Below are 23,848 nucleotides of genomic sequence, written 5' to 3' on the forward strand. Positions count from 1 at the left end.
GTTCCTTGTGTGGTTCCGGTGTCGAGGCGACGTTCAGTTCTTGGCCAGATGGTTGGCGGCGCGGAAGCCGAAAACCATGCCGGGGCCGATCGTGCCGCCGGCGCCGGCATAGGCGCGGCCCAGCGCGGCGGCGGAGTTGTTGCCGATGCAGTAGAGGCCTGGAATCGGCTCGCCCGCCGTGTTGATCACCTGGGCATCGTCGGTGATGGCCGGCCCGCCCTTGGTGCCCGTGTCGCTGGGCCAGACCTTGAGGGCGTAGAACGGCCCCTTCTCGATCGGGATCAGGCAGGGGTTGGGCTTCACGGCCTTGTTGGACCAATAGCGGTCGTGGGGGTTGGAGCCCCGGTTGAACTCCAGGTCCACACCGGTGCGGGCGTACTCGTTGTGCTTACTCAGGGTTTCGGCCAGCCCGGCGGCATCGACGCCGATCTGGCGGGCCAGGCCCTCGACAGTGTCGGCCTTGAAGAAGAAGTCGCCGAACCACTCCCGGGGAACCTTGCCGTCGGGCATCACGATGCTCGGCAGGACCGGACCCATGGGCGAATTCTTGCGGTAGTTGCTGTCGAACACGAACCAGGCGGGGATGCAGCCGCCGCTCTTGCGATGGTCCTCGTACATGGCGGACTGGAAGCGGTCGTAGGAGATCGCCTCGTTGACGAAGCGCCTGCCCTGCTTGTTGACCGCGACGAAGCCGCCCAGGCCCCGCTCCGAGAAGATCGGCTGCTGGCCCTGGGGCGCCCTGGGATTGGGTGTCGAGGGCGTGCCCCAGACCTGATCCATATTGTCCAGCCTGGCGCCGATGGCCTCGGCGGCGCGGATGGTGTCGCCAGTGTTGTTGTCCTTGGGCGCGGACGACCACTCCTGGCGGCTGGGCTGGGGCAGATATTTGTCGCGCATTTCCTGATTGCGCTCGAAGCCGCCGGCCGCCAGGATCACGCCCTTGCGCGCCCGGATCGTCAGCGGCTTGCCGTCCTTCCTGGCCACCACGCCGGCGACCCGGCCGTTCTCCACCACCAGCGACTCCAGCGGACAGTTCAGCCACAGGGGCATGTCGCGCACCAGCATCGAATGACGCAAGGAAGCGATCAGCGCATTGCCCAGGCACAGGCGACGGTCGCGCTTGGTCTTCAGACGCCAGGGGTAGTCGAGGTAATAGCGGCCCATGGTCTTGATGGTGAGCCAGACCCAGCCCGGCCCCTTGGTGGCCAGGGTGTTGGCCTCCGGCGCCGTCATGCCGACGCCGTTCAAGGCCACGCCGATATGGGACTCGCGCAGATTCTGAAGCTCGTCGCCCAACAGGGCGGCGTTGAAGGGCACCGGCTCCATGGAGCGGCCGCCGGGCCTGGCCTCGGGCATTTCCTGGTAGTAGTCGGGGTATTCCGGGCAGACCTTGTAGCGCACCGAGGTCTTCTCGTTGACGTAGCGGATCATCTCCCCGCCGCTGTCGAGGAAGGCGCGGATCTTGCCGTCGGTGGAGGTATCGCCCACCGCCGCCTTGAGATAGGTGTAGGCGCTCTCGTAGCTGTCCTCCACCTGGCCGTTCATGGGAATCCACAGCACGCCGCCGGAAGTGGCGGACGTGCCGCCGTACTTGTCGCTCTTCTCGATCACCAGCACCTTCATGCCCAGATCGTGGCAACGCACCGCCGACAGCAGCGCGCCACCGCCGGAGCCCACCACCACTACATCGAATTCCGCGTTCTCGCTCATCGTCTTCCCCTTCGATCGTTGTTGAACCACCCGTCAGACGGGCTTCATGTCCTCTTGGCCCCAGTAGGCGCGCATGGCGCTGATCTTGCCCTGGGCGTCGAACTCCATGACCTCGACCAGTTCGATGCGGCTCGGCCCCAACCCCGGCACCTCGACCAGCACTTCCGCCACCATCGCGGCGCTGTTGCCGAAGGAGCCATAGGGCCCGGACAGCACGTTGATCTTCACGCCCGAGGCGCAGGCGCCCTGGTAGAACTTGGCGATGGCCTCGCGTCCACTCTGGGCGGGAGAGCCCACCGGGTCCTCGATGGTGGCGTTGTCGGCATAGAGCGCCACCACGGCCTCGGCATCGCCCGCGCTCACCAGCGACGCATACTTGGTCATCACAGCCTTCATTTCCGCCGATGTTGGCATCATCCGTCCTCCGTCCTCATGGGTATGTTTTTTCATGAAAAACACGGGGCCGTCATTGACGCGGCCCCGTGTGGATTATTACTGAACGCTCCGTCACTAAGAACGAGAGCTTAGACGATTTCGAACAAACCGGCAGCCCCCATGCCGCCGCCGATGCACATCGAGACGACCACATAGCGCTCGCCGCGACGGCGCGCTTCCAGCAGCGCGGTGCCCACCAGACGGGCGCCGGACATGCCGAAGGGATGGCCGATGGCGATGGCGCCGCCGTTGACGTTCAGGCGGTCGTTGGGGATGCCCAGCTGGTCGCGGCAGTACACCACCTGGCAGGCGAAAGCTTCGTTGATTTCCCAGAGGCCGATGTCCGACACCTTGAGGTTGTGGCGGACCAGGAGTTTCGGGATCGCGAAGACAGGACCGATCCCCATTTCCTCGGCCTTGCAGCCGGCCAGCGCCAGACCGCGATACACGCCCAGGGGCTCGAGGCCACGCTCCTTGGCCATCTCGCGGCTCATCAGCACCGAGGCGGAGGCGCCGTCGGACAGCTGGGAGGCGTTGCCGGCGGTGATGAACTGGCCTTCCTTGACCCACTGGCCGTTCTTATAAACGGGCTTCAGGCCGGCCAGGCTCTCCAGCGTCGTGTCGGCGCGGTTGCCCTCGTCCTTGGTGAGGGTCACGGTTTCCTTGGTGGTGGGGTTGCCTTCCTTGTCGAAAAGCTGCTTCTCGACGGTGATCGGCACGATCTCGTCGTTGAAGACGCCCTTGGCCTGGGCTTCCGCGGTGCGCTGCTGGCTTTGCAGGGCGTACTCGTCCTGCGCGGCGCGGGAGATGTTGTAGCGCTGGGAAACGATCTCGGCGGTCTCGATCATCGGCGCATAGGCGGTGGGATAGGCCGCCAGCACGGCCTTGGAGGGCGTGCGATGGGCGTTCTTGAACTTGTTCTGCACCAGGGAGATGGACTCCAGGCCGCCGGCGACGATGATGTCGCGCTCGTTGGCCATGATGCTCTTGGCGGCGTCGGCGATGGCCACCAGGCCCGAGGCGCACATGCGGTCCAGGGCCATGCCGGGCACGGTGTCGGGCAGGCCGGCGGTGTACACCGACAGGCGGCCCAGGGTGTAGCCCTGAGTACCCTGCTGGGCCGACACGCCGATGATCACGTCATCCACCTCGGCGGGGTTGAGCTTGGCGCGCTCGACGGCGGCCTTGACCACATGGCCGCCCATCACGGGGGCTTCGGTATCGTTGAAGGCGCCGCGGTAGGCTTTGCCGATGCCGGTACGGGCGGTGCTGACGATGACGGCTTCTTTCATGATCGTTCCTTTCCAGAGGCGGAATTCAGTTGAAGAAATAACGGCTGATGGTGTCGGCGACGCAGGCGGGACGCTCCTGGCCCTCGATCTCCACGGTGACGCGGATCGTGGCCTGGACGCCCTCGCCGGCCGGCTCGGCCTTGATCAGCTCGCAGCGGCCGCGCACGCGGGAACCCACCTTCACGGTATTGGGAAAACGGATTTTCTCGCAACCGTAGTTCACGCCCATTTTCATGTTCTCCAGGGCGATCACCTGGGGCATGAAGTAATTGACCAGGGAGAGCGTCAGATAGCCATGGGCGATGCAGGCGCCGAAAGGGCCGTCCTTGGCTTTGACAGGGTCCACGTGAATCCACTGATGGTCGCCCGTGGCGTCGGCGAACTGATTGATGCGGTCCTGCTCGATGGCGAGCCAGTCGCTGGTACCCAGCTCCTTGCCCTGCAGGTCGATCACGGACTGGTTGGAATTGAAGACGACAGCCATGAGGCCTCCTTAATGCAAAAATGTAGCTTTCTCGCCGGGCCGCCCCAAGAGAAAGCGGCACGCGGCGCCAGCCGCAAGTGGCAAGTTGTAAAAACGCAGCCTCCCCCAAACATCGAGCGAAGCGAGCCGCATCGAACCCCCCGGAGGGGGGCGAAGGGGGGCGAGCCTCACGCCCGCTGGGAACTGACGGAGACCACTTCACCCGTCATGTAGGAGGAATAGTCGCTGGCCAGGAAGATCATGGTGTTGGCCACTTCCCAGGGCTCGGCGGCGCGGCCGAAGGCTTCGGTGCTGGAGAGCTTGTCCAGCAGCTCCTCGGAGGAAGCCTTCTTGAGGAACTCGTGCAGCGCGATGGAAGGCGACACGGCATTGATGCGCACGCCGAATTCGGCCGCTTCCAGGGCGGCGCAGCGGGTCAGGGCCATCACCCCGGCCTTGGCGGCAGCGTAGTGGGCCTGTTCCTTCTGGGCGCGCCAGCCCAGCACCGAGGCGTTGTTCACGATCACGCCATGGCCCCGGGGCTGCATCACCTTGAGGATGGCGCGGGTCATGCGGAACACGCTGTTCAGGGACACGTCGATCACCTTGAACCACTCGTCGTCGGTCATGTCGACAATGCGCTTCTGGCCACCCAGGCCGGCATTGTTGATCAGGATGTCCACGCCGCCCAGCTTCTCTTCGGCGGCCGCGATCAACGCCTGAACCTGATCTTCCTTGGTCACGTCGCAGAGCATGCCATAGACTTCCTGAAGCCCGGTTTCGGCCTTCAGCTTCTCCACCGCCTCGCCCAGGCGGCGCTCGTGGATGTCGGAAATCATCAGGGCGCGCACGCCCTCCTCGGCGCAGCGCTTGGCGGCGGAAAAGCCGATGCCGGCACCGGCGGCGGCGGTGACCAGGGCGGTCTTGCCCTTCAGGAGGCCGTGGCCCGGAACGTAGGAAGGAGCGTTTTTCATGATCGTCTCTTTGAATAAAGTCTACGCAAGAAGAAGCCGTCCCGAACCCGGAACGGCGCTCTGCTGCCCGCCATGGCGGGCAATGGTGACTCAGCTACCCCAGACCTTCTTCGGGGGAGCCGACTGCTTGATCAGCTCGTCGATCACGCCGCCGATCTCCTCGGCGGTGTAGCCGGCACCGCCCTTCTTCTTCTCGGGGCCGGTCTTCCAGCCGTCGCAGACGGAGACGCGGTCGCCTTCGATCTCGAAGACCTGGCCGTTCACGTGCTTGGAGGAGGAACTCACCAGATAGACGATCAGGGCGGCCACGTTCATCGGATCGTAGAAGTCGAAGCTGCCGTCGGTGGGCTTCTTCACCATGTCGGGCATGCCCTGCTCGGTCATCGCGGTGCGGGCGGCGGGGGCCAGGGCGTTGGCGGTGACGCCGTAGCGCTTCAGCTCCGCGGACTGCACCAGGGTCAGGGTGGCCACGCCGCCCTTGGCGGCGGAGTAGTTGGACTGGCCGATGGAGCCTTGCAGGCCAGCACCGGAGCTGGTGTTGATGATGCGGGCATCCACGGCCTTGCCGGCCTTGGTCTGGTCGCGCCAGTACTTGCCGAGGATGTTGGACAGGCAAAAATGACCCTTCAGATGCACGCGCATCACGGCGTCCCAGTCGTCCTCGGAGAGGGAGACGAACATGCGGTCGCGCAGGATGCCGGCGTTGTTCACCACGGCGTCCACGTTGCCGTAGGCGGCAATGGCGGCGTCGACGATCTTCTGGGCGGTGGCGATGGTGGTGATGTCGTCGTTGTTGGCGATGGCCTTGCCGCCGGCCTTGACGATGTCGTTCACCACTTCCTGGGCGGCGTCGAGGCGGATGTCGTTGACCACCACGTTGGCGCCGGCCTGGGCCAGGGCGATGGCGTAGGCGCGGCCGAGGCCGCCGCCGGCGCCGGTGATGATGACGGTGCGGTTGTCACAAAGTCCCATGTTGAGATTCCTTTCCTTGAATGTTCGATTAGCCGAGGCGTTCAATGATCGTCACGTTGGCCTGACCGCCGCCTTCGCACATGGTCTGCAGGCCGTAGCGGCCGCCGGTGCGCTCCAGTTCGTGGAGCAGCGTGGTCATCAGCTTGGCGCCGGAGGCGCCCAGGGGATGGCCCAGGGCGATGGCGCCGCCATTGACGTTGGTCCTGGCGTAGTCGTAGCCGGTCTCCTTCAACCAGGCCATGACCACGGAAGCGAAGGCTTCGTTGATTTCCACCCGGTCGATGTCGGCGAGCTTCATGCCGGCGCGCTTCAATGCGTACTCGGTGGCGGGGATCGGCGCGGTCAGGTGCCAGATCGGATCGTCGGCGCGCACGCTGATGTGATGGATGCGAGCCCGGGGCTTCAAGTTGTAGCGCTTCAGCGCGGCCTCGGACACCACCAGCACGGCGGCGGAAGCGTCACAGGTGGAACTGGAAACGGCGGCGGTGATGGCAGGATAAGTGGGATCCACCGGCGCCAGGGTCGCCATCTTCTCCAGGGTCGAGGCGCGGGCGGTCTCGTCCATCTTGAAGTCGCCGTAGGGCACGACTTCGCGGTCGAAGCGGCCCGCGGCGATGGCGGCAAGCGCCCGGTCGTGGCTTTCCTTGGCGAAGACTTCCATGTCCTCGCGGGAAATGCCCCACTTGTCGGCGATGCGCTGGGCGGCGTAGAACTGGTTCACCGGCGCGTCGCCGAAGCGGGCCTGCCAACCCTTGCTCTCGGCGAAGGGCGTGGTGAAGCCCAGGGGCTGGCCGGCCAGCATCGCCGAGGAGATGGGAATGCTGGTCATGGTCTGCACGCCGCCGGCCAGGATCACGTCCTGGGTGCCGCTCATCACCGCCTGGGCGGCGAAGTGCACAGCCTGCTGGGAGGAGCCGCACTGGCGGTCCACGGTGGTGCCGGGCACGCACATCGGCATGCCGGCGGCCAGCCAGGAAGTGCGGGCGATGTCGCCGGCCAGGGCGCCGATGGTGTCCACGCAGCCGAAGATCACGTCGTCGTAATCCTCGGCGGGAATGGCGTTGCGCTCGACGATGGCCTTGATCACATGGGCGCCGAGGTCGGCGCCATGGACGGTGGCCAGGGAACCCTTGCGCTTGCCCGTGGGGGAGCGCAGGGCATCAACGATGTAAGCTTCAGCCATTGCTGTTCCTTCTCAAATAAAGGTCTTGCCGGCGCCCAGGAGGGCGTTGGCGGAAAGTACATGGGCGGCCACGCGGTTCTTGTGGAAGGCCCGGTCGCCCCAGGCCGCGTCCAGCACCCAGGCGCGCTTCATGAATATCTGCAGATCGACTTCCCAGGTGTAGCCCATGCCGCCATGGACCTGGATGCCGCTGCGGGCGGCCAGCCAGCCGGCATCGCCGCAGGCCAGCTTGGCGTGGGAGACATGGACGCCGCGTGCGGGATCGCCGCTGGCCATGGCCTGGGCGGCCCGCTCCAGCACGGGCTTGGCGAACTCGGCCTTGACCGCCACGGTGGCCAGATGGTGCTTGACCGCCTGGAAGCTGCCGATGGGCTTGCCGAACTGCTTGCGTTCGCTGGTGTAGGCCACGGAGATGTCCAGCATGCGCAGGATCTGGCCCATGATCTGGCCGGCGGCCGCCAGGGCGCCGCGGTTCAGGGCGTCTTCCCACAGCGGCGCGGCGGCGGCGGCGTCGAGCACGCGGGTCTCGGCGCCGGGCGTCCATTCCACGCGGCACGGGCGGCGCGACAGGTCGATGCTGGGGTTGAGCACAGTCTTCACCGCGCTGCCGGCCACGGCGTGCAGTTCGCCCTGATGGGAAAGCAGCAACAGGTCGGCGCTGTCGGCATCGGCCACCAGCTTCTGGCTGGGATGGCCGACGGCCACGCGGGCGCCGCCTTCGGCGATGCGCGGCAGCCATTCAGCCGCCAGGGCATGGCCGGCGGGCAGCGCGTTCAACAGGCCGACGGCCACATAGGCGGTATCCACCACGTAGTCGGGCAGGGCCGAATAACCGAGTTCCTGGGTCATCTGCACCCAGTCCACGTCGGAGAGGCCCAGACCGCCGAAGTCCTCGGGCACCGAGAGGCCGAACAGGCCCTGCTCGGCGATCCTGGCCTGGAGCTCGGGGGCGTGGCCGGCTTCGGTTTCCCAGTTCTTGCGGATGGCCTCCAGGGGCAGCTCCTTGGCAAAGAAGCTGTGCATGGCCTCGCGGAAGGCGATTTGGTCTTCGCTGAAAGTGAAATCCATGGGAACCTCCGATCAGCGCGGCATGCCGAGCATGCGCTCGGCGATGATGTTGCGCTGGATCTCGTTGCTGCCGGCGTAGATGGTGCCGGCCTGGGAGAACAGGAAACCGTCGAGCCAGGTGCCCACGTCGCCGGCGTCCGGCGCCTCGGGCAGCAGCTCGGCGCGGGGGCCGAGGATGCGCATGGCGGTGTCGTGCATCTGGATGTCCAGTTCCGACCAGAAGATCTTGTTGGTAGAGGACTCGGGGCCGATCTTGGCACCGTTCACCAGCTTGCTGGCGGTGCGGTAGGTGGACAGGGTGTAGGCCTCGGCGTCCATCCAGGCCTTGAGCACGGCCTCACGGATCGAGGGATCGCGGTCGGCCTCCTCACGGTTGGCCAGATACAGCTGCACCAGGCGGCGCGCGGTCTCCTGGTAGCGGGCCGGGGAACGCAGCATCAGGCCGCGCTCGAAGCCGGCGGTGGCCATGGCCACGTTCCAGCCGCCCCCTTCCGTGCCCAGCAGGTTTTCCACCGGCACCTTGACGTCGTCGAAGAAGATTTCGGCGAAGCCGGCCAGGCCGTTCAACTGGCGGATCGGGCGGATGGTGATGCCCGGCAGGTTCAGCGGCAGCAGGATGTAGGACAGGCCGTGGTGACGTTCGGAATCGGGGTCGGTGCGGAAGATGCCGAAGGCCCAGTCGGCCCAGCGGGCGCGGGTGGACCAGGTCTTCTGGCCGTTGATCACGTAGTGGTCGCCCTGGCGCACGGCCTTGGTGCGGATCGCCGCCATGTCGGAGCCGGCGCCCGGCTCGGACCAGGCCTGGGCCCACATGTCGGCGCAGGAGGCCATGCGCGGCAGGAAGCGCTTCTTCTGCTCTTCGGTGCCGTATTCCATCAGGGTCGGGCCGAGCAGGAAGATGCCGTTCTGGTTGACCCGCAGCGGCGCGCCGGCGCCCCAGTACTCTTCCTCGAAGATCAGCCATTCGATCAGGTTGCAGCCGCGGCCGCCCAGCTCCCTGGGCCAGGTGACCATGCCCCAGCCGCCCTCGTTGAGCTTGGCTTCCCAGGCCCGGTGCTGCTTGAAGCCCTCCTCGGTATCGAAGTCCTGGAGCGGCTCCTTGGGCACGTTTGCCTTCATCCAGGCCCGCACTTCCTGGCGGAAGGCTTCCTGTTCAGGGGTGTATTTGAGTTCCATGGTGTCCTCGATCAGAACTTGGCGTCGCGCTTCTCGACGAAGGCCTTGCGGGTCTCGGCGGAATCCTTGCTCATGTAGGCCTGGAGGGTGAAGCCCTGCTCCCAGCGGTACTTGTCTTCCAGGTTGCCGTCCTCGATGCCGTTCAGGGCTTCCTTGGCGATGCGGATCATGGCCGGGCTCTTGGCGGCGATCTTGCGGGCGATGTCCATCGCGGTGTCGCGCAATTGCTCCTTGGGCACCACGCGCTCGATGGCGTTCAGGCGGTGGGCTTCGGTGGCGGAGATCATCTCGCCGGTGAAGAACAGGTAGCGTACCTTCTGGGTGCCGAACATGCGGGAGAGGTGGGCGGCGCCGCCCATGGCGCCGCGGTCCACCTCGGGCAGGCCGAAGCTCGCGCATTCGGAGGCCACCACGATGTCTGCGGCGCCGCAGATGCCGATGCCGCCGCCCAGGACGAAGCCGTGCACGGCCGCGATCACCGGCACCTTGTTGAGATGGACGGCCTTGAAGGTGGCGTAGTTGCCGGCATTGACCGAGATGATCAGGCTCTGGTCGGCGTTGAGTTCCTTGATGTCGACGCCGGCGCAGAAACCGCGGCCCTCGCCGCGGATGACGATCACGCGCACCTCGGGTTTCTCTCCCAGGGCCGCGATTTCGGCGGCCAGGCCGTGCCAGCCGGCGGAGTTGAGGGCGTTGACCGGCGGCCGGTCGATGACGACCTCGGCGACGCCGTCTTCATGGATGGTGCTGTGGAATTGCTGGGTCATGACTGTCCCCTGGAAAATGGGCTGCGGCGGTTCGGTGCGCCCTCCTGCCCCGCATGAAAAAACGCCGCGCCGGAACACCGGCGCGGCGACGCATCAGGCCGCGGCGCGGATCCCCGGCGGGTTGCCCTTCAGCTGGGCGCCCCGCGCGTTGTGGGGGTCGAGGCGGCGGATGATCTCCAGCTGCTCGGCGGTGGGATGGACGGTCTCGCCCAGGTTGTCCGCCTTCAGCAGCGGGAAGCCGGTGCTCTCCTGGACTTCCTCGAAGCTCACACCGGGGTGCAGGGAACGCACGCGGCAGGCGCGGGCGGGGCCTTCGAAATCCAGCACGCAGAGGTTGGTGACGATGCGGCGGATGTCCATCAGATCGCGGCGCACGCCCTTCTCCCAGCGCTCGTCCTTGAAGCCGACGCCGGAGACCATGTCCACCTCGCCGGCGACGAAGGTGCGGCTGTTGTGGGCGGGCACGAAGAAGGAGTTGATGTGGTTGATGCTGTTGCCGGGCAGGCCGCGCACGCCGAGGATGGCGGACTTGGGCTTGCTGTAGTCGCCGCCGACGCAGGACAGGTTGGTCTGGCCCCAGCGGTCGATCTGGGTCGGGCCGATCATCGCGTGGCGCTTGCCGCCCCAGACGCATTCGAAGACCCGGTCGAAACCCATGTAGCCCTCGAACTTGGGCACGTAGTCGCCGCGGGGGCCCAGGGGAATGGGCTCGGAGACCAGGTAGGCCTCGCTGTCGGTCATCAGCAGTTCCGGGCTGTGGGTCAGCTTGGCCAGGCTCGCGCCCAGGCGGGGGATGACGCCGATGCCGGAGGCCAGGACTTCGCCGTTGTCGCGCCAGGCTTCGGAAGCGGCGACGATCATCAGTTCGGCTAGGGTGAATTCAGTGTTTTGGCTCATATCGTTCTCCACATCCGGCCGTCAGAAAATGGGCATGGGCAGCTTGCCGATGGCCTCCAGGCCACCGTTCCTGGCCTGGTACTCGGCCTCGGTGCAGGCGACGAATTCCTTCGTGTAGGCTTCCCAGCCGCCCTCTTCCGCCGCGCTGGCGTTGTATTTCTTCAGGTGGCCCAGATCCCAGCCGTATTCGGGGCCGCAGGAGGTGGGATGGGCGCCGCCCGGGGCATGCACCACGCCAGTGACCAGATAGCGCTCGAAGGTGTTGAAGCGGGCCTGGTCGCCGGTCAGGGCGAACTTCTCCTCCACCCGCTCGGCACTGACGTAGCAGGCGTCGGCGGCGCGGGCGAAGAGGTTGTCGAAGAAGGGATCGGGGCTGGTGATCAGGGTGTTGCCCAGCCTGTCGGCCGCATTCACATGCACCAGGGCCACGTCCAGCTTCAGGGCGGGCATCGCCAGCAGCACCTCGCCGTCGGCGTAGGGGGACTGGATGGTCTTCAGTTCCGGGTTGTACTTCACTACGTCGGTGGCCAGGCCGCAACGGGTGGGCAGGAAGGGCAGGCGCATGCCGGCGGCGCGCAGGCCCCATTCGAACATGCCCTCGTCCAGCTCCATCAGTTCCAGCAGGCCGGCCTCGCGGGCCTTGCGGTAGTAGGGCTCCAGGGGAATCGCGTCCATCGTGGCGAAACCGAAGATCAGCTTCTTCACTTTGCCCGCGGCGCACAGCATGCCCACTTCGGGGCCGCCGTAGGCGACGATGGTCAGGTCCTTCAGATTGGAGCGCAGGATCTCGCGCACGATGGCCATCGGCTTGCGCCGGGGACCCCAACCGCCGATGCCGATGGTCATGCCATCACGCAGTCGGGCGACCACCTCGGCGGCGGTAAGTTGCTTGTTCAACATCCTGGAAGCCTCCTAATCATCTGATTCGATTCAAAATGCAATCCGGGGCAGCGGCCAAGCCCTGCCCGGAAAAACCCCCTCCCGATTTTAACCAAGCGCCATCGTTGCGCCGCTTTGAGCCAACGATCGGAACTGGCCTATTCGGTGTCGGAAAGGGTCAGGATTCAGCAAGGAAAATCATGTCCTGTCCTTGACCTGCAAGGGCAGGAAACCGACCACGGCAACCGCGACGGCGCCGGCGATGACCAGGAAAGCCGTGGAATAACTTCCGGTCAGGTCGAACAGGTAGCCAACCATGGGCATCGTCAGCATCACCATGATGATGGCGACAGGCTGCATCCGCCCCATCACCCGCCCGAAAACCAGCGGACCGTAGATGCGCGCCAGAATCGCCCCCCAAGCCGGCAGGAAGGCGCCGGAAGCCAGGCCCACGGAAACCGCGGCGAGCACCATCACCCAGAAATCGTGAAACTCGATGAGCACCAGCAGGGGCAGCCCCACCATCAGCAGGGCGCCGAGAATCGCGAATTTCAGGTTGACCCGGTCGGCGAAAATGCTGAACAGCAGCTTGCCGCTGACCCCCGCGACGGAGATCGCCGACACCAAGAATGCAGCCTGCTTCGGCGCCACTCCATGCCCCACGGCGTAGGGCACCAGATTCGCCAACACCGCAGTGAAAGCCGCCATCAGGATGCCGACAGCAAGGGAAATTCGCCAGAAAGGACCATCGGTGAGCAGATTGGGCAACTCGGCGCTGGCAGGCGCCGCGGCCGCCCCCGATCCATGAAGCGCCTCCGGAGCGCCATCCGGCAACAGCCCCAGGTCGGCCGGACGGTTCCTGACCAACAGCAGGATCGGCGGCAACAGGATCAGCAGCGCAATACCCGCCAGCCAGAGGCAGGCCATGCGCCAACCAAACGCGTCGATCAGGTTCTGCATCAGGAGCGGCACCAGCAGACCGCCCAGCGAAGTCCCCATGGCCGCGACCCCCATGGCCCGCCCCCGGTTCTTTGAAAACCAGCGCGCCACAAGGGTATTGGTCCCAAGCGGTCCGAGCAGAGTGCTGGCTACCGACAGCACGCAGCCGAAGACGAGGACAAACTCCCAGACATTGCGACTGAGGGAGATGAGAACCAATGCACCGCCCAGGAACAACGCCCCAATGGCGAACAACCGCCGGGCCGAACTCTTGTCCATCAGGCTGCCCACCGTCGGCGAAATCAACACCGAGACCAGTGAGCTTGCGGTCAGCGCCCACATCATTTCCATCCGCGAAGCGCCGAACTCGGTGCCGATGGGCAACACCAGCAGCCCAAAGGAATAGCTGGACACACCGTTGCTCAAGCCCAGCGCCAGCATGGCGACGGCCACGATACGCCACCCGTAGAACATGAACCCCTCCTCTTGCCGTTGCATGCGAAACACCGGGATGGCGTTCCAGACGGCGGTCGCCGGGAAGATGGTTCACTGGTCCGCCATGGTGCGGCGGGCAAACAGCAAGTCCTCCCAGGCCTTCGCCTTGTCGGTCAGATTGCGCAACAGGTAGGCGGGATGATAAGTGACGATGACGGGGGTACCCCGATATGCGAACAACCGGCCCCGCGCGGCGCCGATCTTCACCTCGGTCTGCAGCAGGGTCTGCGCCGCCGGCCGCCCCAGGGCGACGATCAGCCTGGGTCGCAGCAGATCGATCTGCCGCTCCAGGAAAGGCCAGCAGGCGGCCGTCTCCTCTGGTTCCGGGGTGCGGTTGTTGGGCGGCCGGCACTTCACGGTATTGGCGATATAGACGTTCTCGCCCCGCTTCAGCTCGATGGCCGCGAGCATCGCATCGAGCAGCTTGCCGGCCTGGCCGACGAAGGGCTCGCCGCGCTGATCCTCCTCGGCACCCGGCCCCTCGCCGACGAAGAGCCAGTCGGCCCGACGGTCGCCGACGCCGGGCACCGCCTGCTTGCGCTCCCGGCACAGGCCACAAGCGCGGCAGGCGCGGATGTTCTCCTCCAGTTCCGGCCAGTCCATCGCGGCGATGGCGCCGGCGCGATCGGCGGTTCCCGAGTCCTCCACCGGAGCGGCGGATGCCTGCGCAACGACGGGCGTCGCCGCCGGTTCCGGCGACGCGGCGGCGGCTTCAGGCCCGGCCGCCGGCCGCCGCAGCTTCCATAGCGGTCCCAGCCCCATTTCGCACAGCAGCGCATCGCGCCGAGAGTCGCGGCTCACAGCGCCCGCTCCATGACGACGGCTTCCTCGCGGCCGTGCCGCGCCGGGTAGTAATCGCGCCGCCGGCCGATCTCGGCGAAGCCGTGACGGGCGTACAGGCGCAGGCCGGCGGCATTGCTGGGACGCACTTCCAGCAACATGCGGCTGCCGCCATGGGCGCGGGCATCGGCGAAAAAGTGCTCCAGCAGCCGGCTGCCCAGGCCGCGCCCCTGAAGTTCGGGCACCACGCTGATGTTGAGCAGATGGGCTTCGTCGAGGACCATCATCATCACGCCATAGCCCGCCAGTCGGTCCCGGCGGCACGCCACCCAGGCGCGATGCCCGGAGATCAGGGAATCGGCGAAATTGCCGTGGCTCCAGGGAAACTCGTAAATGCCGGCCTCCGCCGCCACCACGGCACCCAGGTCGGCGCTCGTCATCGGCGCGAAATCCAGGTCGGCAGAGGAATGCGGCACGGCGCTCATCAGCGCACCCCGCCGCGGGCCAGGCGTTCGGCGGTGGTCAGGGCCACCTTGTCGCGCACGTAGAGCGGCACCGCGCGGGCCGCCGGGATGCCGTCGCATCGCACCAGGCGCGGCGCGGCCAGCCGGGCCACGGCGGCGGCGGTGGGCAGCACGTCCTGCCGCCACGCGGCGATGCGCGGCCCCAGCCGCGCGGCCAGGGCATCCGGGTAGGCGGCGAAGCCGTCGCCGCACCCCTGCCAGCCGTCTCCCTCGGGCAGGAGCACGGCATCGGGCGGCGCAACGGCAGGCGCCAGAATCTCACGGGGAAAGCCCGCCACCATTTCGTAGGCGGCGCCGTAGACCTCGTTCATCCGCGCATCGAGGCAGGCATAGACCCGCTCCCCGCCGCTTTCCAGGGCCAGTGCCTCGAGGGTGCAGACCGGCGCCACCGGCAGGTCGGCGCCATAGGCCAGCCCCTGGGCCACGGCGCAGGCCAGGCGCAGGCCGGTGAAGCCGCCGGGACCGGCGCCGAAGGCGATGCCGTCCAGATGTTTGAGGGTGATGCCGGCCTCGGCCAGGATCTCGCCGACCCAGGGCAGGATCAGGTCCGAACCGCCGTTGGGGCGGTCCTGGCGACGCTCCAGCAAGGCGCCGTCGCGCCAGAGGGCGACGGACAGGAGACGGGTCGAAGTTTCAATCGCGATCAGATTCACGGCGCGATTTTACCGGCCGCCGGCCGCCTCTGGCTGATAATGTCGGCATGGATATCCAGAATGCTCAGAACGTTCAGCCCCGCTATCGCCAGGTGGCGCTGGCGGCCTGCTTCGGCACTTTTCTCGAATGGTACGATTTTCTCACCTTCGCCAGCCTGGCCACGTATTTCGGCACCCTCTTCTTTCTCGCCGAGAATCCGGTCACCGGCCTTTTGGCCAGTCTCGCCACCTTCGGTATCGGCATGGTGGTGCGGCCGCTGGGCGCGGCCCTGTTCGGTTCCCTGGGCGACCGCCATGGCCGGCGTGCGGTATTCATCGCCACCATCGCCCTGATGGGCGTCACCACGTTCGCCGTCGGCCTGCTGCCCACCTACGCCCAGGTCGGTCTGTGGGCGCCCCTGCTGCTGCTGGCGCTGCGCATCCTGCAGGGCTTGGCGATGGGCGGCGAGATCGGCGGCGCCACGGTGTATCTGACCGAGCATGCGCCGGCCGCGCGGCGCGGCCTCTACACCAGCGTGTTGCAGTTGATGGGACCGCTGGGCGTGATGGCATCCACCGCCCAGGTGGTGCTGCTCCAGTCCTGGCTTGCGCCGGAGGAGTTCATGGAGTGGGGCTGGCGGGTGCCATTCCTGGTGTCGGCGCTGCTGCTGGCGATCTCGATGAAAAGCCGCATGGCCCTGCACGAGTCGCCGGTCTTCGCACGACTCAGGGAAAACCATGGCCTCGCCAAGGCCCCGCTGCGCGAATGTCTGCGCGACCGCCGCACCCTGGGCCGCATGGCCCTGCTGTTCTGTTGCATTTCCGCCGGCGGCTCGCTGCTGTTCTTCTGCTCCCAGGTCTATGTGCCGGTGTTCCTGAAGACCGTGGTCAACATGGAACCGGCCCGGGCCGGACACCTGACCCTGGCCGCCACCCTCGCCCTGTTTCCCCTGACTTTGCTGGCCGGCGGACTGTCGGACCGGATCGGACGGCGCCCCGTGCTGCTGGCCGGACTGTGGCTGGGTGCCCTCGCGATGCTGCCGGTGTTCTGGGGCCTGCGTCAGTTCGCCGCCAGCCCGGCCCTGATGGTGATCCTGCTGCTGGTTCCGGTGGTCGCCCTGGCGCTGATCACCGGTCCGCAGACCGCCACGCTGGCGGAACTGTTCCCCGCCCGCACCCGCTACTCCGCCGTGGCCCTGCCCCACAACCTGGCCGCCGGCTGGATCGGCGGGCTCTCGCCCTTCATGGTCACGCTGATCGGCAGCCGCAGCGGCGATCCGATGCTGGGCCTGGCCTATCCGACGGTCCTGCTGTTGCTGGCCGCCCTGGTGGGGCTGCGTTTTCTGCCGGAGACACGGAACAGTCCGCTGACGACCTGAACGCCGCCGCCGAAAACCGGCTATTGCTGGGCGTCGCGATGCCGCTCGTCCCGCTGCCGATGGTGCGCCTGGATGCGCTCCCGCAGCCGCTGCCGCTCTTCGGGCGACATCTTCTCCCAATGCTCGCGCATCGCCTCCCGCCGCTGCTGGCGCTCTTCCGGCGGCAGACTCCGCCGGTAATCGCGGATCTGGCTGCGCATTTGCTCCCTTTGCTCGGGGGACAGGCCGGCCCCGGCCGATCCGGCGCCCAGTCCGCAGGCGCAGACCAGGGCCAACAGGCAGCAACGAACGAGGCAGGATGACATGGAGACTCCGGGAGCGAAGCAATTGGACGGGATTGTGCCGCATCCTTCAGCTTGCCGGATTGCAGGTAAACGCCGCTTTGTTACCACATATTACTTGCGCTGAATGGACGCCCTCCCCCCGCGGCGCACAGTTCCCCACCATGAAACCGATTGTGAAAAAATCGATGACGTACCGCGAACCCTGGAACCCATAATGGTCTTTCATTGATTTTCCACGCTATCATCGCCACACAAGTTGTTACCATTTATCGCGGCATCATCATTCGATAGTACGGACGACATAAACTGAACCGCGCAATCCGGCCGCGACCCGTTATCAAACTCGTGAAAACATCCTGCCAGAATCATTCCGGCACGGGAGGAATATGAAAACCATCATGCTGGTGGATGACTCCGCCACCATTCTTCTTTCCGTTTCCAACATCCTCAGCAAGGCGGGTTACGGGGTCGAGAAAGCCTCGAACGCCGCCGAGGGACTGGCCAAGTTCAAGGCCGGCGCCAAGGTCGATCTGTTGATCACGGATCTGAACATGCCCGGCATGAACGGCATCGACTTCATCAAGGAAGTGCGCACCCTGCCCGGCTACAAGTTCATGCCCATCCTGTTCCTCACCACGGAATCCCAGCAATCCAAGCGCATGGAAGCCAAGGCTGCCGGCGCATCGGGCTGGCTGGTCAAACCCGCCACCGCGGACGAATTGCTGAACACCATCAAGCTCGTCGTGCGCTAACGCTCATGGAAGCCAACTTTCCGCCCCGGCGCATGAAATACGCGAAGAGCAAGGAGGCCCTCCCCCTCCCGGCCTCCCCCTCGCCGGGGGAGGTGGCGGCATTGGCTCGCTGCGCTCGAAGTCACCACACACTCCGTTTTTGCGTTCTTTCACGCTAATCCGCCAGAAATCATTCCGTCATGGACAACGCCCAGCTGATCCGCCGCGCCAGCGCAACGCTCTTCCTGGTCGCGCTGAGCGCCGCCCTCAGCGTCTATTTCCTCAACGACTGGTTTCATGGCAGCTTTCTGCCGAGCATTGGCTTGGAGAATCCGACTGGCGACGCGGTGGGCAGTTTCATTCTGATCACGGCCGGTTTTCTAGGACACAGGCTGGTCTCGATGGCGCTCTTCCGGGATGCGGTCTATGGCCTGAGCGACAAGGAGAAAGCAGAAAAGGCGCAGAACCGGACCTACATCCTCGCGGCCGAGCAGGTTGCGAAGGAATTGAATCAGGTTGGCACCTTCAATGACGTGGTGCGCGGCCAGTTGAACATGATCATCGATGAAACCGAGAAAGCCGCCTACGACATCACTTCCCGGCTGCAGACCATCGACGAAGTGGTGACCGGGCTTTCCACTTTCGTCAATACGACCCAGAACGAATCCACCGAACTGCTGGCGGAATCCGAAGCCCGCATCGAGCGCAAGAAGGACATGATCGGCACCCTGGAAAGATACATCCAGGAGCGGATTACCGCCTCGGAAGAAGATCAGCGGCGCATCGCCCTGGTGGTGGATGAGGCGCGTTCCCTCACCTCGCTGGTGGAGCTGATCCGCAACATCTCCGCCCAGACCAACCTGCTGGCGCTCAACGCCGCCATCGAAGCGGCCCGGGCCGGCGAAGCCGGGCGTGGCTTCGCCGTGGTGGCCGATGAAGTCCGCAAGCTGTCCACGGAGTCCGACAAGGCGGTGAACCAGATCAACCAGGGCATTCTGGCCGTCTCGCAATCCATCCAGAGCCAGTTCCAGGACAAGCTGTCCACCGAGCACATCGAAGCCGAGAAGAACGCCCTGCAAAGCTTTGCGGCCCAGCTCGACGAATTGGGCCGCAGTTATCAGGAAGTGATGGCCCACGAAGCCGACGTGCTGGTGAAGATCCGCGACAGCAGCAAACAACTGGAGGAAATGTTCCTCAATGCGGTCGCGAGCGTGCAGTTCCAGGACGTCACGCGCCAGCAGATCGAGCAGGTGATCGACGCCCTGAGCCGCCTGGACGGCCACACCACCCTGCTTGCCGAGCGCCTGCATCGCTTCGAGGATCCGGCCTTCGAACTCAAGCCGCTGTCCCAGCACCTGGATCAGATCTACAGCAAGTACGTAATGTCATCTCAGCGCAAGAGCCACCATCAGGTACTCAACCAGGCCGACGCAAAGGATGACGGATCCGGCCCGAAGGTAGAACTTTTTTAGGGAGCCGCCACCTTGATCGAGTTTGCCACCCAGAACATCGCCGAGGGCGGCGCCCGCCTGACCATCGACGGCACATTGCTCATCTATGACGCCGAAGAGATCAAGCGCCGCCTGATCGATACGCTGCACTCCGGACAATTGCTGGAACTCGACCTCTCCCACGTCAACGAGATCGACACGGCCGGCGTGCAGTTGCTGATGCTGGTCAAGCAGGAGAGCCTGCGCCAGGAAAAAACCTTGCGCATCGTCGCCCACAGTCCGGCGGTACAGGAAGTCATCGAGTTCTACAACCTGGCCGCCTTCTTCGGCGATCCTCTCGTCATTCCGGCCCGGGACAGGGAGCAAGAACATGGATGAGCTCTATAGCGTCTTCGCCCAGGAAGCGCGGGAACAACTCACGGAACTGGAAGCCGGCCTGCTGCGCATGGAGCAGGGCGAATCCGACGCGGAGACCATCAACGCCATTTTTCGCGCCGCCCACACCATCAAGGGCGCCTCCGGCGTGGTGGAACTGACCCAGATCGAACGTTTCACCCATATCCTGGAAAACATCCTCGACCAGTTGCGCAACAACGACATCTGCGTCGGCAGCGCACTGATCACCGCATTGCTGCGCGGCTGCGACCATCTGGGCGCGCTGCTGAGCCGGGTGGATCAGGGGCAACTCGAGCCGGACCCGCAACTGGAAACCGCGGGACAGAGCCTGGCGGACGATCTGAAAGTTTTCCTGAACGGCGGATCCGCCGATCGAAGCGGCGGCCTGCAGGAAGCGACCGCCACGGTGGAGCGCGACGGTGACGTCGGCGCCACCTCCGACTGCTGGCACATTTCGGTACGCTTCGGGCGCAACGTGCTGAAAAACGGCATGGACCCGCTGGCCTTCCTGCGCTATCTGCTGTCCCTGGGCGAAATCGCCAATATCGTCACCCTGCCCAACGCAATCCCCGCGGCGGAGGACATGGACCCCGAATCCTGCTACCTGGGATTCGAGATCGGTTTTCGCAGCCATGCCGACAAGGCGTCGATCGAGCGTGTTTTCGAATTCGTTCGCGACGAATGCGACCTGCACATTCTCCCGCCCAACAGCCGGGTCGCCGATTATCTGCAATTGATCGAGAGCCTGCCCGAGGAACCCTTGCGACTGGGCGAAATCCTGGTCAAGAGCGGCGCTCTGACCCAGGAGGAACTCGATGAGGGGCTGCGCCGCCAAGTGGCGTCGGAGACCCTCGCCCAAGGGCTGGCCAAGGAGACCGGCGAGGAACAGCCGCCCTCCCCTCCCCTGGGCGAAATCCTGGTCAAGCAACAGGTGGTGCAGCCCGAAATCGTCGAAGCCGCGGCCGCCAAGCAAAAACAGGTGGCGGAACGCAAGGCGGCGGATTCCCGGCTGATCCGGGTCCAGGCCGACAAACTCGACCAGCTCATCGATCTGGTGGGCGAACTGGTCATTGCCGGCGCCTCGGCGAATCTGATCGCCCAGAAGAGCGGGCAGAGCAATCTGGTGGAAACCACGTCCATCCTGTCCCGCCTGGTGGAGAACATCCGCGATTCCGCGCTGCAACTGCGCATGGTGCAGATCGGCGAGACCTTCAACCGCTTTCACCGGGTCGTCCGTGACGTCTCCAAGGAGATCGCCAAGGACATCGAATTGACGATCTCCGGCGCCGAGACGGAGCTCGACAAGTCGGTGGTGGAAAAGATCGGCGACCCCTTGATGCATCTGGTGCGCAATGCGATGGACCATGGCATCGAACCGGCGGAAGTGCGCCTCGCCCGCGGCAAACCGGCGCGGGGGCGGGTCGAGCTCAATGCCTACCATGATTCGGGCAGCATCGTGATCCAGGTCGTCGACGACGGCGGCGGCCTGGACAAGGACAAGATCCAGGCCAAGGCCATCGAGAAGGGCCTGATTCAATCCGGCCAGCTCCTGTCCGACCAGGAGATCATCAACCTGATCTTCGAAGCCGGCTTTTCCACGGCCGACAAGGTCAGCAACCTTTCCGGCCGCGGCGTCGGCATGGACGTGGTCCGCAAGAACATCCAGGCCCTGCGCGGCACGGTCGAAGTCAAGACCGAGCTCGGCGCGGGGTCCTGCTTCACCATCCGGCTGCCGCTGACGCTGGCCATCATCGACGGATTCCTGACCAGCGTCGGCAAGTCGTCCTACGTGATTCCGCTGGACATGGTGGTCGAATGCATCGAACTGCAGGACGCCACCGCCGACCGGGACTACCTGAATCTGCGCGGCGAAGTGCTGCCCTTCGTCCGGCTCAGGGAGATGTTCGAGATCGACGGCGCCAGACCCGGACGGGAGAACGTGGTCGTGGTGCAATACCTGGGACAGAAGGCCGGCATCGTGGTCGACCACCTGCTCGGCGAATTCCAGACCGTGATCAAGCCCCTGGGCACCATTTTCCGCAATGTGCGCGGCATCGGCGGCTCCACCATCCTGGGCAGCGGCGAGGTCGCGCTGATCCTCGACGTTCATGCCCTGGTCAGCCGCTGCGCCCGCCTCGAGGAGCAACGGGCACAGAACACCCAGGGCACCCACCTCGTCGAAGCCGCCAACTGACGGCTTCTCACCCTTTCTATTTACCACCGTTCCTGCACCAGGAGACAACACCATGTTGAACAATCTCAAAATCGGTGTCCGGCTGGCGATCGCCTTTGCCATCACCCTAGCCCTGCTGATCATCGTCTCGGTGATCAGCATCACCCGTATTTCAGCCCTCAATGTGGAAATCGCGGATCTCGTCGGCGACAAGTTCCCCAAGACCGTCCAGGCCAACGACATGACCGATGCGCTCAACGTGATCGCCCGGTCGATGCGCAACTCTCTGCTGGTCAAGTCGCCTGACGACTCGCGAAGGGAATTGGAGCGCATCGTCGAACAACGCAGGATCATCGGCGAACGTCTGGAGAAACTGACCGCCACGATCAACACCCCCAAGGGCAAGGAGCTGCTCAAGGCCATGGCCGATGCCCGAGCCGCCTACGTGCCGATGCAGGAGAAGTTCGTTGAACTGGTCCATGCCGGGAAAAAGGACGAGGCCGCCGAATTCATGCTGGGTTCGGTGCGCAAGCAGCAGAACGAATACATGAAGGCCATCAACGATCTGATCGCCTTCCAAAGCGAATTGATGGCCGAATCGGGCAAGAGCGCGGAAGTCACCGCTTCCGCGGCGACGAAGCTGCTGACCGCCCTGGCCGTGGTCGCCGTCGCGCTCGCCGTGGCGCTGGGTTTCATCATCACCCGCAGCATCACCGGCCCCACCAGGAAGCTGGTGGACGGCGCCGGCAAGATGGCGCGCGGCGATTTCAACTTCAGGATCGACGTCAATAGCAAGGACGAGGTCGGTACGCTGGCCGATGCCATTCGTTCCCTGCAAGTCGCGGTACAAAAAATGATCGCCGACGCCGACCTGTTGGCCAACGCCGCCGTCGAGGGCAAGCTCTCCACCCGTGCCGATGCCACGCAGCATCAAGGCGATTTCCGCAAGATCGTCGAGGGCGTCAATCACACCCTCGACGCGGTGATCGGCCCGCTGAACGTTGCCGCGGACTACGTCGACCGCATCGCCAGCGGCAACATCCCGCCCAGGATCACCGATACCTACAACGGCGACTTCAACACCATCAAGAACAACCTCAACCAGGCCATCGACGCCGTCAACGCCCTCGTCGCCGACGCCAACACCCTCTCCGCCGCCGCCGTCGCCGGCAAGCTCGAAACCCGCGCCGACGCCTCACGCCATCAGGGCGACTATCGCAAGATCGTCGCCGGCGTCAATGACACCCTCGACGCCGTCATCGGCCCCATCAACGACGTCCAGCGCGTCATGGGCGCCATGGAACAGGGTGACATGACCCAGACCATCACCCGCGCCTACCAGGGCGATTTCGACACCCTCAAGCTGGCCATCAACAACACCATCGCCAAGCTCTCGGACACCATCTCCCAGATCAACACCGCCGCCGATGCCCTCAACAACGCCGCCGGACAGGTCTCGGCCACCGCCCAGAGCCTCTCCCAGTCGTCTTCCGAGCAGGCCGCATCGGTCGAGGAAACCACCGCCTCCGTGGAGCAGATGACCGCGTCCATCAACCAGAACACCGAAAACGCCAAGATCACCGACGACATGGCCTCCAAGTCCGCCGTCGAGGCCCAGGAGGGCGGCGAGGCCGTGAAGGAGACCGTCGAGGCGATGAAGCAGATCGCCGGCAAGATCGGCATCATCGACGACATCGCCTATCAGACCAACCTCCTGGCGCTCAACGCCGCGATCGAGGCCGCCCGCGCCGGCGAGCACGGCAAGGGCTTCGCCGTGGTCGCCGCCGAGGTCAGGAAACTCGCCGAGCGCTCCCAGGTCGCCGCCCAGGAAATCGGCGAACTCGCCGGCTCCTCCGTCAAGATGGCGGAAAAGGCCGGTACTCTGCTCGACGAGATGGTCCCTTCCATCAAGAAGACTTCCGATCTCGTCCAGGAGATCGCCTCCGCCTCCCAGGAACAGTCCTCCGGCGTCGGCCAGATCAACGGCGCCATGGGCCAGCTCAACAAGGCCACCCAGCAGAACGCCTCCGCTTCCGAGGAACTCGCCGCCACCGCCGAGGAAATGGGCGGACAGGCCTCTCAGCTCCAGCAATTGATGGGCTTCTTCTCCGTCGACGGCAAAACCGGAGGAACGGCAAGCGCCTTCAAGTCGCCCAGGACCGCCGCGACTCCCTCCACGCCCCGGCACGGCGCACTGAAAGCAGTTGCGGCGCCCGCCCTCTCCGAGCAAGACTTCGAACGCTTCTGA

Annotated in this window: 23 protein-coding genes; 6 read left to right on the forward strand and 17 right to left on the reverse strand. The window is 65.3% G+C overall.

The genetic code is table 11. The features are described from left to right. Positions 1–33: 33 nt before the first annotated feature. From B9N43_RS04360 to tsaB, 16 genes are all read right to left on the reverse strand, one after another. Entirely contained in the window at positions 34–1,710 is a 1,677-nt protein-coding gene (locus B9N43_RS04360; protein ID WP_145841096.1) for an FAD-binding protein, read from the reverse strand. Between the two features lie 33 nt (positions 1,711–1,743). Further along, positions 1,744–2,127 (reverse strand): nuclear transport factor 2 family protein, encoded by a 384-nt coding sequence (locus B9N43_RS04365; protein ID WP_222428800.1) that lies wholly within the window; start codon positions 2,125–2,127, stop codon positions 1,744–1,746. 107 nt (positions 2,128–2,234) lie between these two features. Beyond that, positions 2,235–3,437, reverse strand: a complete 1,203-nt coding sequence (locus B9N43_RS04370) for an acetyl-CoA C-acyltransferase (protein WP_145841097.1) — start codon at positions 3,435–3,437, stop codon at positions 2,235–2,237. A gap of 25 nt (positions 3,438–3,462) precedes the next feature. Next, positions 3,463–3,921 (reverse strand): MaoC family dehydratase, encoded by a 459-nt coding sequence (locus tag B9N43_RS04375; protein WP_145841098.1) that lies wholly within the window; start codon positions 3,919–3,921, stop codon positions 3,463–3,465. A gap of 167 nt (positions 3,922–4,088) precedes the next feature. Beyond that, positions 4,089–4,874 (reverse strand): SDR family oxidoreductase, encoded by a 786-nt coding sequence (locus B9N43_RS04380; RefSeq protein ID WP_145841099.1) that lies wholly within the window; start codon positions 4,872–4,874, stop codon positions 4,089–4,091. Between the two features lie 90 nt (positions 4,875–4,964). Then, complete coding sequence (locus B9N43_RS04385; protein ID WP_145841100.1) at positions 4,965–5,846, reverse strand: SDR family oxidoreductase; 882 nt, start codon at positions 5,844–5,846, stop codon at positions 4,965–4,967. Between the two features lie 28 nt (positions 5,847–5,874). After that, positions 5,875–7,029 carry an acetyl-CoA C-acetyltransferase gene (locus tag B9N43_RS04390; RefSeq protein WP_145841101.1) on the reverse strand — a complete coding sequence of 385 codons (1,155 nt, stop codon included), beginning with the start codon at positions 7,027–7,029 and terminating at the stop codon, positions 5,875–5,877. 12 nt (positions 7,030–7,041) lie between these two features. Then, a complete protein-coding gene (locus B9N43_RS04395) occupies positions 7,042–8,097 on the reverse strand; it encodes an acyl-CoA dehydrogenase family protein (protein ID WP_145841102.1) in 1,056 nt (351 codons plus the stop codon). A 12-nt stretch (positions 8,098–8,109) separates the two neighbouring features. Then, positions 8,110–9,273, reverse strand: a complete 1,164-nt coding sequence (locus B9N43_RS04400; protein WP_145841103.1) for an acyl-CoA dehydrogenase — start codon at positions 9,271–9,273, stop codon at positions 8,110–8,112. Between the two features lie 11 nt (positions 9,274–9,284). Next, positions 9,285–10,040 (reverse strand): enoyl-CoA hydratase family protein, encoded by a 756-nt coding sequence (locus B9N43_RS04405; RefSeq protein WP_145841104.1) that lies wholly within the window; start codon positions 10,038–10,040, stop codon positions 9,285–9,287. A 93-nt stretch (positions 10,041–10,133) separates the two neighbouring features. Continuing rightward, positions 10,134–10,937 carry a CoA-transferase subunit beta gene (locus B9N43_RS04410; protein ID WP_145841106.1) on the reverse strand — a complete coding sequence of 268 codons (804 nt, stop codon included), beginning with the start codon at positions 10,935–10,937 and terminating at the stop codon, positions 10,134–10,136. A gap of 21 nt (positions 10,938–10,958) precedes the next feature. After that, complete coding sequence (locus B9N43_RS04415) at positions 10,959–11,837, reverse strand: CoA transferase subunit A (protein WP_222428801.1); 879 nt, start codon at positions 11,835–11,837, stop codon at positions 10,959–10,961. A gap of 177 nt (positions 11,838–12,014) precedes the next feature. Further along, positions 12,015–13,253 carry an MFS transporter gene (locus tag B9N43_RS04420; protein WP_145841107.1) on the reverse strand — a complete coding sequence of 413 codons (1,239 nt, stop codon included), beginning with the start codon at positions 13,251–13,253 and terminating at the stop codon, positions 12,015–12,017. 48 nt (positions 13,254–13,301) lie between these two features. Continuing rightward, the gene (locus B9N43_RS04425; RefSeq protein ID WP_145843438.1) at positions 13,302–14,012 is read right to left on the reverse strand and encodes a uracil-DNA glycosylase family protein; all 711 of its coding nucleotides are present in this window, start codon (positions 14,010–14,012) and stop codon (positions 13,302–13,304) included. 35 nt (positions 14,013–14,047) lie between these two features. Further along, positions 14,048–14,515 (reverse strand): ribosomal protein S18-alanine N-acetyltransferase, encoded by a 468-nt coding sequence (rimI, locus tag B9N43_RS04430; RefSeq protein WP_145841108.1) that lies wholly within the window; start codon positions 14,513–14,515, stop codon positions 14,048–14,050. Next, the gene (tsaB, locus tag B9N43_RS04435) at positions 14,515–15,207 is read right to left on the reverse strand and encodes a tRNA (adenosine(37)-N6)-threonylcarbamoyltransferase complex dimerization subunit type 1 TsaB (RefSeq protein WP_145841109.1); all 693 of its coding nucleotides are present in this window, start codon (positions 15,205–15,207) and stop codon (positions 14,515–14,517) included. Before tsaB ends, rimI begins: the two co-directional genes overlap by 1 nt. Before the next feature lie 47 nt (positions 15,208–15,254). Between tsaB and B9N43_RS04440 the strand changes: the two genes are divergently transcribed. After that, positions 15,255–16,565 carry an MFS transporter gene (locus tag B9N43_RS04440; protein WP_145841110.1) on the forward strand — a complete coding sequence of 437 codons (1,311 nt, stop codon included), beginning with the start codon at positions 15,255–15,257 and terminating at the stop codon, positions 16,563–16,565. A 20-nt stretch (positions 16,566–16,585) separates the two neighbouring features. On the opposite strand, the gene B9N43_RS04445 is transcribed toward B9N43_RS04440, so the two are convergent. Beyond that, entirely contained in the window at positions 16,586–16,870 is a 285-nt protein-coding gene (locus B9N43_RS04445) for a DUF1104 domain-containing protein (RefSeq protein WP_145841112.1), read from the reverse strand. 365 nt (positions 16,871–17,235) lie between these two features. Between B9N43_RS04445 and B9N43_RS04450 the strand changes: the two genes are divergently transcribed. The 5 genes from B9N43_RS04450 (at position 17,236) to B9N43_RS04470 (ending at position 23,848) form a co-directional block, all read left to right on the forward strand. Beyond that, entirely contained in the window at positions 17,236–17,601 is a 366-nt protein-coding gene (locus tag B9N43_RS04450) for a response regulator (protein ID WP_145841113.1), read from the forward strand. Between the two features lie 179 nt (positions 17,602–17,780). Further along, positions 17,781–19,052 (forward strand): methyl-accepting chemotaxis protein, encoded by a 1,272-nt coding sequence (locus B9N43_RS04455; protein ID WP_145841114.1) that lies wholly within the window; start codon positions 17,781–17,783, stop codon positions 19,050–19,052. Positions 19,053–19,064: 12 nt separating this feature from the next. Beyond that, entirely contained in the window at positions 19,065–19,409 is a 345-nt protein-coding gene (locus tag B9N43_RS04460) for a lipid asymmetry maintenance protein MlaB (RefSeq protein ID WP_222428802.1), read from the forward strand. Beyond that, positions 19,402–21,621, forward strand: a complete 2,220-nt coding sequence (locus tag B9N43_RS04465) for a chemotaxis protein CheA (protein WP_145841115.1) — start codon at positions 19,402–19,404, stop codon at positions 21,619–21,621. Before B9N43_RS04460 ends, B9N43_RS04465 begins: the two co-directional genes overlap by 8 nt. Positions 21,622–21,673: 52 nt before the next feature. Beyond that, complete coding sequence (locus B9N43_RS04470) at positions 21,674–23,848, forward strand: methyl-accepting chemotaxis protein (RefSeq protein ID WP_186453978.1); 2,175 nt, start codon at positions 21,674–21,676, stop codon at positions 23,846–23,848.

This window comes from Denitratisoma sp. DHT3, from assembly GCF_007833355.1.
In the GTDB taxonomy this organism is placed as follows: domain Bacteria; phylum Pseudomonadota; class Gammaproteobacteria; order Burkholderiales; family Rhodocyclaceae; genus Denitratisoma.

Excerpts from the sequence above, each read along its gene's own strand:
- B9N43_RS04360 (WP_145841096.1), bottom strand. The coding sequence starts at position 1,710 with ATGAGCGAGAACGCGGAATTCGATGTAGTGGTGGTGGGCTCCGGCGGT.
- B9N43_RS04365 (WP_222428800.1), bottom strand. The coding sequence starts at position 2,127 with ATGATGCCAACATCGGCGGAAATGAAGGCTGTGATGACCAAGTATGCG.
- B9N43_RS04370 (WP_145841097.1), bottom strand. The coding sequence starts at position 3,437 with ATGAAAGAAGCCGTCATCGTCAGCACCGCCCGTACCGGCATCGGCAAA.
- B9N43_RS04375 (WP_145841098.1), bottom strand. The coding sequence starts at position 3,921 with ATGGCTGTCGTCTTCAATTCCAACCAGTCCGTGATCGACCTGCAGGGC.
- B9N43_RS04380 (WP_145841099.1), bottom strand. The coding sequence starts at position 4,874 with ATGAAAAACGCTCCTTCCTACGTTCCGGGCCACGGCCTCCTGAAGGGC.
- B9N43_RS04385 (WP_145841100.1), bottom strand. The coding sequence starts at position 5,846 with ATGGGACTTTGTGACAACCGCACCGTCATCATCACCGGCGCCGGCGGC.
- B9N43_RS04390 (WP_145841101.1), bottom strand. The coding sequence starts at position 7,029 with ATGGCTGAAGCTTACATCGTTGATGCCCTGCGCTCCCCCACGGGCAAG.
- B9N43_RS04395 (WP_145841102.1), bottom strand. The coding sequence starts at position 8,097 with ATGGATTTCACTTTCAGCGAAGACCAAATCGCCTTCCGCGAGGCCATG.
- B9N43_RS04400 (WP_145841103.1), bottom strand. The coding sequence starts at position 9,273 with ATGGAACTCAAATACACCCCTGAACAGGAAGCCTTCCGCCAGGAAGTG.
- B9N43_RS04405 (WP_145841104.1), bottom strand. The coding sequence starts at position 10,040 with ATGACCCAGCAATTCCACAGCACCATCCATGAAGACGGCGTCGCCGAG.
- B9N43_RS04410 (WP_145841106.1), bottom strand. The coding sequence starts at position 10,937 with ATGAGCCAAAACACTGAATTCACCCTAGCCGAACTGATGATCGTCGCC.
- B9N43_RS04415 (WP_222428801.1), bottom strand. The coding sequence starts at position 11,837 with ATGTTGAACAAGCAACTTACCGCCGCCGAGGTGGTCGCCCGACTGCGT.
- B9N43_RS04420 (WP_145841107.1), bottom strand. The coding sequence starts at position 13,253 with ATGCAACGGCAAGAGGAGGGGTTCATGTTCTACGGGTGGCGTATCGTG.
- B9N43_RS04425 (WP_145843438.1), bottom strand. The coding sequence starts at position 14,012 with ATGGGGCTGGGACCGCTATGGAAGCTGCGGCGGCCGGCGGCCGGGCCT.
- rimI (WP_145841108.1), bottom strand. The coding sequence starts at position 14,515 with ATGAGCGCCGTGCCGCATTCCTCTGCCGACCTGGATTTCGCGCCGATG.
- B9N43_RS04440 (WP_145841110.1), top strand. The coding sequence starts at position 15,255 with ATGGATATCCAGAATGCTCAGAACGTTCAGCCCCGCTATCGCCAGGTG.
- B9N43_RS04445 (WP_145841112.1), bottom strand. The coding sequence starts at position 16,870 with ATGTCATCCTGCCTCGTTCGTTGCTGCCTGTTGGCCCTGGTCTGCGCC.
- B9N43_RS04450 (WP_145841113.1), top strand. The coding sequence starts at position 17,236 with ATGAAAACCATCATGCTGGTGGATGACTCCGCCACCATTCTTCTTTCC.
- B9N43_RS04455 (WP_145841114.1), top strand. The coding sequence starts at position 17,781 with ATGGACAACGCCCAGCTGATCCGCCGCGCCAGCGCAACGCTCTTCCTG.
- B9N43_RS04465 (WP_145841115.1), top strand. The coding sequence starts at position 19,402 with ATGGATGAGCTCTATAGCGTCTTCGCCCAGGAAGCGCGGGAACAACTC.
- B9N43_RS04470 (WP_186453978.1), top strand. The coding sequence starts at position 21,674 with ATGTTGAACAATCTCAAAATCGGTGTCCGGCTGGCGATCGCCTTTGCC.